The sequence below is a fragment of the Bradyrhizobium sp. genome, assembly GCF_035701725.1.
Classification (GTDB): Bacteria; Pseudomonadota; Alphaproteobacteria; order Rhizobiales; family Xanthobacteraceae; genus Bradyrhizobium.
In genome coordinates this window covers 1-6,628 of the sequence record NZ_DASSRP010000044.1, presented here as the reverse complement: position 1 = coordinate 6,628, position 6,628 = coordinate 1, and the positions used below count along the sequence as shown (strand labels likewise).

The 6,628-nt window shown below is 63.5% G+C and carries 7 protein-coding genes; 3 read left to right on the top strand and 4 right to left on the bottom strand.

Annotated features, from left to right (window positions below; genetic code table 11):
- Nucleotides 1-90 precede the first annotated feature (90 nt).
- From moaA to VFL62_RS02375, 3 genes are all read right to left on the bottom strand, one after another.
- Nucleotides 91-1,125, bottom strand: a complete 1,035-nt coding sequence (moaA, locus tag VFL62_RS02385; protein ID WP_325170779.1) for a GTP 3',8-cyclase MoaA — start codon at nucleotides 1,123-1,125, stop codon at nucleotides 91-93.
- A 174-nt stretch (nucleotides 1,126-1,299) separates the two neighbouring features.
- A complete protein-coding gene (locus VFL62_RS02380) occupies nucleotides 1,300-1,764 on the bottom strand; it encodes a hypothetical protein (RefSeq protein WP_325170778.1) in 465 nt (154 codons plus the stop codon).
- 286 nt (nucleotides 1,765-2,050) lie between these two features.
- Nucleotides 2,051-2,722 carry an HAD family hydrolase gene (locus VFL62_RS02375; RefSeq protein WP_325170777.1) on the bottom strand — a complete coding sequence of 224 codons (672 nt, stop codon included), beginning with the start codon at nucleotides 2,720-2,722 and terminating at the stop codon, nucleotides 2,051-2,053.
- A gap of 336 nt (nucleotides 2,723-3,058) precedes the next feature.
- Here VFL62_RS02375 and rpiA point away from each other — a divergent pair, with 336 nt between their 5' ends.
- From rpiA to gor, 3 genes are all read left to right on the top strand, one after another.
- The gene (gene rpiA, locus VFL62_RS02370) at nucleotides 3,059-3,757 is read left to right on the top strand and encodes a ribose-5-phosphate isomerase RpiA (protein ID WP_325170780.1); all 699 of its coding nucleotides are present in this window, start codon (nucleotides 3,059-3,061) and stop codon (nucleotides 3,755-3,757) included.
- Nucleotides 3,758-3,960: 203 nt separating this feature from the next.
- Nucleotides 3,961-4,491, top strand: a complete 531-nt coding sequence (locus VFL62_RS02365) for a DUF2059 domain-containing protein (protein WP_325170776.1) — start codon at nucleotides 3,961-3,963, stop codon at nucleotides 4,489-4,491.
- A 159-nt stretch (nucleotides 4,492-4,650) separates the two neighbouring features.
- Nucleotides 4,651-6,036: a glutathione-disulfide reductase gene (gene gor / locus VFL62_RS02360; protein ID WP_325170775.1), complete on the top strand. Its 1,386-nt coding sequence runs from the start codon at nucleotides 4,651-4,653 to the stop codon at nucleotides 6,034-6,036.
- 95 nt (nucleotides 6,037-6,131) lie between these two features.
- Here gor and VFL62_RS02355 read toward each other — a convergent pair whose 3' ends face one another.
- Nucleotides 6,132-6,386, bottom strand: a complete 255-nt coding sequence (locus VFL62_RS02355) for a hypothetical protein (RefSeq protein ID WP_325170774.1) — start codon at nucleotides 6,384-6,386, stop codon at nucleotides 6,132-6,134.
- Nucleotides 6,387-6,628: the final 242 nt, after the last annotated feature.

The following is a 6,628-nucleotide window of genomic DNA, read 5'->3' as shown; positions in this document are numbered from 1 at the left end:
GGCCGCACCATTTCAGCGCGTTTGCGCGCCGTCAATTGGAAAATGGGTAAATTGACGAAAGATCAAGCGGTTGCCGAAGGCGCGGTCGCCTCAACCGCCGGTAACGCTCATGTGGCGGTTAACGCTTGGCCGGTTGTGCCGGCGGTCGATGATGAAGTCATGGCCCTTCGGCTTCAGCCCGATGGCGCGGTCGATCGCGGCCGCCAGCAACTCGTTATCCGGCGAGGCGCGCAGCGGCTTGCGCAGGTCAGAGGCGTCTTCATGCCCGAGGCAGGTATGCAGGGTCCCGGTGCAGGTGATGCGCACGCGGTTGCAGGACTCGCAGAAATTATGCGTCATCGGCGTGATGAAGCCGAGCTTGCCGCCGGTCTCACCGACACGGACATAGCGCGCCGGACCGCCCGTCGTTTCGTCGAGGTCGGTCATGGTGAATCGCTTGGCGAGCCGTGCCCGCAGTAGCGACAGCGGCACGTACTGGTCGATCCGCCCGGCGCCGACTTCCCCCATCGGCATGACCTCGATCAGTGTCAGCCCCATGCCCTTGCCGTGCGCCCACTCGATCAGTGAGGGGATCTCGTCTTCGTTCATGCCCTTGAGCGCGACCGCATTGATCTTTACCGCGAGACCGGCCGAACGCGCGGCCTCGATGCCGGCCAGCACCTTGTCCAGATCGCCCCAGCGGGTGATGGCGCGGAATTTTTCGGGGTCGAGCGTGTCAAGCGAGACGTTGATGCGGCGGACGCCGCAGTCGGCAAGTTCCCCGGCAAAGCGCGCAAGCTGCGAGCCGTTCGTGGTCAGTGTCAGTTCCGAAAGCGCGCCGGAGGTAAGATGGCGCGACAGCGCACGCACCAGCGACATCACATTGCGGCGGACCAGCGGCTCGCCGCCGGTCAGGCGCAGCTTTTTCACGCCTTTGGCGATGAAGGCCGAGCACAGCCGGTCGAGTTCCTCCAGCGTCAGAAGGTCGGCCTTCGGCAGAAAGGTCATGTCTTCCGACATGCAATAGAAGCAGCGCAGGTCGCAGCGGTCCGTCACCGAAACGCGCAAATAGCTGATGGTCCGGCCGAACGGGTCGGTCATCGGGCGCAGCAACGAAGCAGGCGAGGGGGATAAAGCTACAGTCATCAAAGGCCTTCAGGCTGACAGCCGCCAGGATGCCTTACGGGCTTACGGCCACAGGCAAACGCGCGGGCTCAATCTATGCATGCGGATGACCCCGCACAATGCGAAAATCTGCTGAAGGTGCGGGCTCTTGTGCAGTGCGCTGGCAGCGACCCGGCTCAGGCGGCGGATGTTTCACTAACGCTGCGGCGGGGCGGCCTGATCGATCGATCCATCCGCCGCGGGCTCGGCGGCGGGCTTTCTCCGCTTCGGCCGCATCGGCTTGGCCGGCTTCGGCGGGGGGCCGATCGGCTGTAGTTCAGCCATCACAGGGTTCGGCTCGAGCTTGACGCTGTTCGCCGAAAACATGCCGCCATCGACCTTGATGACGTTGACCGGCACGCCCGCCGGCTGCTTGCCCGGCATCGAATAATTCACCAGGAAGCTGGTGACCCCTTCGCCTGGCGTCACGCTGACGGAGCAGGGAGTCTTGCAGCCGGGTCCGAGCGAGGTGCGCGCCTCGGCACCCGGCGGCGTCGATTCAAGCTGGACCTGAACGGACGGCGGCGCCGATCGGAACGAGCTGAAGTAATCCCCGCTCGAAAAGGATGAGCAGCCGGCCAGGCCTATTGCGGTTACGGCCATCGCGAAAGCACGACGCATGATTGACCCGTCACTCCAGTTCACGGGTCCCGTCAGGCAAAGGCCGGGCCGCGATCCCATCTCGATTGTTTGGGGCACGTCGGTCGCGAACCCACGCGGAGATTCCCGCGCGGAAGCCGGTCGTTTTGCCAAAACCTGTCCACCGGTGCGGCCTACTGCCACATTCCCCGGCGCGACCATAGGAGCCTCGGCATGCCGAGGCAACCGGCTTGGTTAATTGATGGTTAACATTGTGATCGGCCCACGAAATATATTCGGAAACAAAGCGTTGGACCGGCAAGCGGAGCTAGCTTGAGAGGCTTTCGATAGCCTGGTGCAATTCGCTCATGTGATCGATGATGCGGTCGGGTTTGAGGTCCAGAATTGGAACCTCAGTGTAGCCAAAGGACACGCCGATCACGGGAACCCCGGCGCGCCGGGCGACCCCGACGTCGGGGCCGGCGTCACCGACCATGATGGCCGATGCCAGCTCGCCGCCGGCGCGGGCGACCGTCTGGCGCAGAATCGTCGGGTCGGGCTTGGCCACCCCGAAAGTGTCGGCACCGCAGATCGCCGCAAAGCGCCTGGAGAGATCGAGCCGGTCCAAGAGCCGCTTGGACAGCCATTCCAGCTTGTTGGTACAGACCGCGAGGCGAAAGCCCCGGCCTGCGAGCTCATCGAGTGCCGTCTCGAGCCCGTCGAAGGGACGGGAGGCGTCCGCGATGTGCTCGGCATAATAGCCGATGAAGTCTTCGGTCAGCCGCGCCAGCTCATCAAGGCTGACGTTGCGGCCTTCGGCTTCGAGGCCGCGCTCGATCATTTTTCGCGCGCCGGCACCGATCATGTTGCGCGCCGAATGCAGCGGCAGCGGCGGCAGGCCTTCGCGCGCGAGCACGAAATTGAGCGCGTTGATCAGGTCGGGCGCGGTGTCGACCAGCGTCCCATCGAGGTCGAAAACGACGGTGCGGGGAGAGCTCATGTCAAGACGGCTAGCGGGCGGCCGCCGAGGATGCAAGGGCTGCGCATTTCCGGCCGGAAATACTTCGATTTGGCCGTGAGATTCCGCTCCCTGGCGCTGTCCCTGGCGACAAAACGACGCTAGAAGGTCCTCGCCGGGACGGCAGGTTCCCGGCTAGTGAAGCAACTCCGACGTTCCTTTCAGCTTTCGCAGCGACCTCGTCAAAGGAACGTCAGAGTTAAAGCTTCACTAGAATCATAAATTTACTGGTGTCCCTATGGTTCTGACATTCGCAAACGGATCTGTGGCGACGGGGTGCGAATGTCAGAACCGGGACACCAGCCAGTAGGTCAGCCAGTGAACCCGGATGAACTGAAACGCCAGGCGGCGGCGCGCGCGCTCGAAGACGTCAAGAGCGGCATGAAGCTCGGCCTCGGCACCGGCTCGACGGCCAAGCACTTCGTCGAACTGCTGGGCGCGCGGGTGCGCGACGGGCTGGAGGTGATCGGCGTTCCCACGTCCGAGGCCACGCGCAACGACGCTATTCGCTGCGGCATTCGTCTCACGACGCTCGACGAGGTCGATCGGCTCGATCTGACGGTCGATGGCGCCGACGAGGTCGACGGCGCACTCAACCTGATCAAGGGCGGCGGTGGCGCGCTGTTGCGCGAGAAGATCGTGGCGGCGGCCTCCGACCGCATGACCGTGATTGCCGACGAAACCAAATGGGTGGAGACACTGGGTCGCTTTCCGCTGCCGGTCGAGGTCATTCCGTTCGGGCTCGGGGCGACGCGGCGCGCGATCGAAACGGCTTTTGCGGCCTGCGGGGTTTCTGGCCAATTGGTGCTGCGAACAGCCAAGGACGGTCACGTTTTCGTCACCGATGGCGGCCACTGGATCGTCGATGCTCATTTGGGGCGCATTTCGGATGCGCCGCATCTTGCGCGCTCGCTCGGCCTTATTCCGGGCGTCGTCGAGCATGGGTTATTCATCGGTCTTGCCAGCAAGGCGATCCTCGCCGGCTCCCAGGGAATTCGTGTTGTCGAGCGGCCATGAACAGCGCCGCGTTTGAGGAGAAATCAAAAATGAAGCATTCATCGGGAATCTTGCTCGCCGCAGGCCTAGTGCCCACTTTCCGAAGTTCGTGCACCACCTCGGCGACCACCTCCCACGAACTTCGGAAAGTTATGGGCACTAGCAAATTTATGGTTCTAGTGCCGCTTCTCCCTTTGAAGTTCCTGGACGGAATTCGCCGTTCGATGCGCAGGAACTTCAAATGGGCGGCACTAGCGCTGTCGCTGGCACTTTCGCCGCTACCGGCTGCCGCGCAGCAGGCCGGTGCGCCGCAAGCGCCGCAGCTCAAGCCGGTGTCGGCCTCGGCGATGCAGGCCGCGCGCGACCTGTTGGCGGTGAAGAATGTGAGTCAGGTCTACATGAACGCGGTGCCCAACATCATTCAGCGCACCAAGGACGGCTTCCTCGCCAACAATCTCAGCTACCAGAAGGACCTGAACGAGGTTGCGGTGGTTGTGGCCCAGAGCATGGCCGGCAAGGAAAAGGAAATCGGCGAGCAGATGGCCAAGATCTACGCCAATGACTTCACCGAGCAGGAAATGAAGGACCTCACCGCTTTCTACAAGTCGCCGCTCGGCCAGAAGCTTTTGACCGCGGAGCCGAACGCGATTCAGGCCAGCATGATGTTCATGAACCAGTGGGCGCAAAGCTTCGGCGAGGCGGTCGTGGCCCAATTCCGCGAGGAGATGAAGAAGCGCGGCAAGCCGCTCGGCTAGTCGGCGGCCCTTCCACCTCGCGCCGCTTGCGGGGAGTCTGATTTTTCGTCATGCCCGGGTCAAGCCCGGGCGTGACGAGCTTCATTCATCCACTTCCCCCGCCGCCATTGTTCACCTACATCTTGCTCCACGCCAATCTGACCAGCGAGCGGAAGTGACATGGCCGAATTCGATACTGATCTGTTTGTCATCGGCGGCGGCTCGGGCGGCGTGCGCGCGGCCCGCATCGCCGCCGGCCATGGCGCGCGGGTGATGGTTGCCGAGGAATATCGGATGGGCGGCACCTGCGTGATCCGCGGTTGCGTGCCGAAGAAGCTCCTGGTCTATGCCTCGCATTTCCACCAGGAATTCGAGGACGCCAAGGGCTTCGGCTGGAGCGTGCCGGAGCCGAGCTTCGACTGGGGAGCGCTGATCGCCAACAAGGACAAAGAGATCGCACGGCTCGAGGCGGCCTATACCACCAATGTCGAGAAGTCCGGCGCCAAGGTGCTCAAGACCCGCGCCGTGCTGGAGGATGCCCACACGCTGCGGCTGACGAGCGGCGAGCGCGTGCGCGCCAAATACATCCTGATCGCGACCGGCGGCGCGCCGAACCACGGCGCCCCGATCCCGGGCATCGAGCACGTGATTTCATCCAACGAGGCGTTTCACCTGCCGGAGCTGCCGCGGCGGATCCTGATCCAGGGCGGTGGCTACATCGCGCTCGAATTCGCCTGCATCTTCGCCGGTCTCGGCTCGGATGTGACGGTCGTCTATCGCGGCGACAATATCCTGCGCGGCTTCGATGAGGACGTCCGTACCCATGTGCGCGGCGAAATGGAAAAGGCCGGCATCACGGTTCTGACCGGCTGCACCGTGAGCAAGGTCGATGCGCACGGCCACGAATTCACTTCGCATCTGTCGAACGGCTCGAGCATCGCCTCCGACCGGGTGATGTTTGCGATCGGGCGGCACCCGAACGTCGCCAATCTCGGGCTTGAAAAGGCCGGCGTCGCCATCAATCCCGACAACGGCGGCATCGCGGTCGACTTTTTTTCGAAGACGTCCGTCGACAACATCTATGCGATCGGCGACGTCACCCATCGCATCAACCTGACACCGGTCGCGATCCGCGAAGGCCATGCCTTCGCCGACACCGTGTTCGGCAAGCGCGAGGTGAGGGTCGATCACGCCGATATTCCGACCGCGGTATTCTCGCAGCCGGAAGTCGGCACCGTGGGGCTGACGGAGGCGCAGGCCTGCGAACGCTTCACCCATGTCGATATCTATAAGGCCACCTTCCGCCCGATGAAGGCGACATTGTCGGGCCGCGACACCCGCATGTTGATGAAGCTGGTGGTCGATGGCGCGAGCGATCGCGTGGTCGGTGTTCACATCGTCGGCGACGGCGCGGCGGAGATGGTGCAGGTGCTCGGCATCGCCGTGAAGATGAAGGCGACCAAGGCGGACTTCGATGCCACCATGGCGCTGCATCCGACCGCGGCCGAAGAACTCGTGACCATGCGCACGCCAAGTGCGCGGCACGTCCGCGCCGCGGCGGAATAGCCTAGCGGTTTCGAGCGAAGCGGCTACATCCTTCGAGACGCGCGCGAAGCGCGCTCCTCAGGATGAGGAGTTGGCACCGTCGCGATACAGCAAGTTCACCGCGACCTTCGGCCAATCGCCACCCCGAGAAGAAACGCCAGCGCCAGCGAGCCCAGCGGCGCTTCCCTTGCCACGTTGCTGAGCACGCTCAATGGCATGCCCGGCTGCCGCCCGGCGTCGATCGCCGCCTTCAGCCGCTCAATCGCCGCCTTCAAGACGTCGATCGCCTCGGTCGCCGGCGATGGACGACGGTATAACGCCGCATCGGGATCTTCGTAGATCGGAGGCGACAGCGGAATATCATCGCTCACGTTTTTGATCTCCAAAGCTTTGATCTCCAACGCTTCGAACTCTCAAGTCCTGAACTCTCAAGGCTCCGAGTTCTCAAGGCTTCGATCCCCTCCGGCCGCGATCCCTTCACGAATAATAGCGCCATCGCGGCTGGCGGCGGCGCGAGGGTCGCGCCAGCAGCAGTGCCAGCGCGAAGCCGATCGCACCTGCGGTTACCAGCGAGCCGATCGGGTTGTCCTGAACCTTTTTTGCCAGCGCGTCC

Coding starts and splice junctions, on each gene's coding strand:
- moaA (WP_325170779.1), bottom strand. CDS start 1,125: ATGACTGTAGCTTTATCCCCCTCGCCTGCTTCGTTGCTGCGCCCGATG.
- VFL62_RS02380 (WP_325170778.1), bottom strand. CDS start 1,764: ATGCGTCGTGCTTTCGCGATGGCCGTAACCGCAATAGGCCTGGCCGGC.
- VFL62_RS02375 (WP_325170777.1), bottom strand. CDS start 2,722: ATGAGCTCTCCCCGCACCGTCGTTTTCGACCTCGATGGGACGCTGGTC.
- VFL62_RS02365 (WP_325170776.1), top strand. CDS start 3,961: ATGCGCAGGAACTTCAAATGGGCGGCACTAGCGCTGTCGCTGGCACTT.
- gor (WP_325170775.1), top strand. CDS start 4,651: ATGGCCGAATTCGATACTGATCTGTTTGTCATCGGCGGCGGCTCGGGC.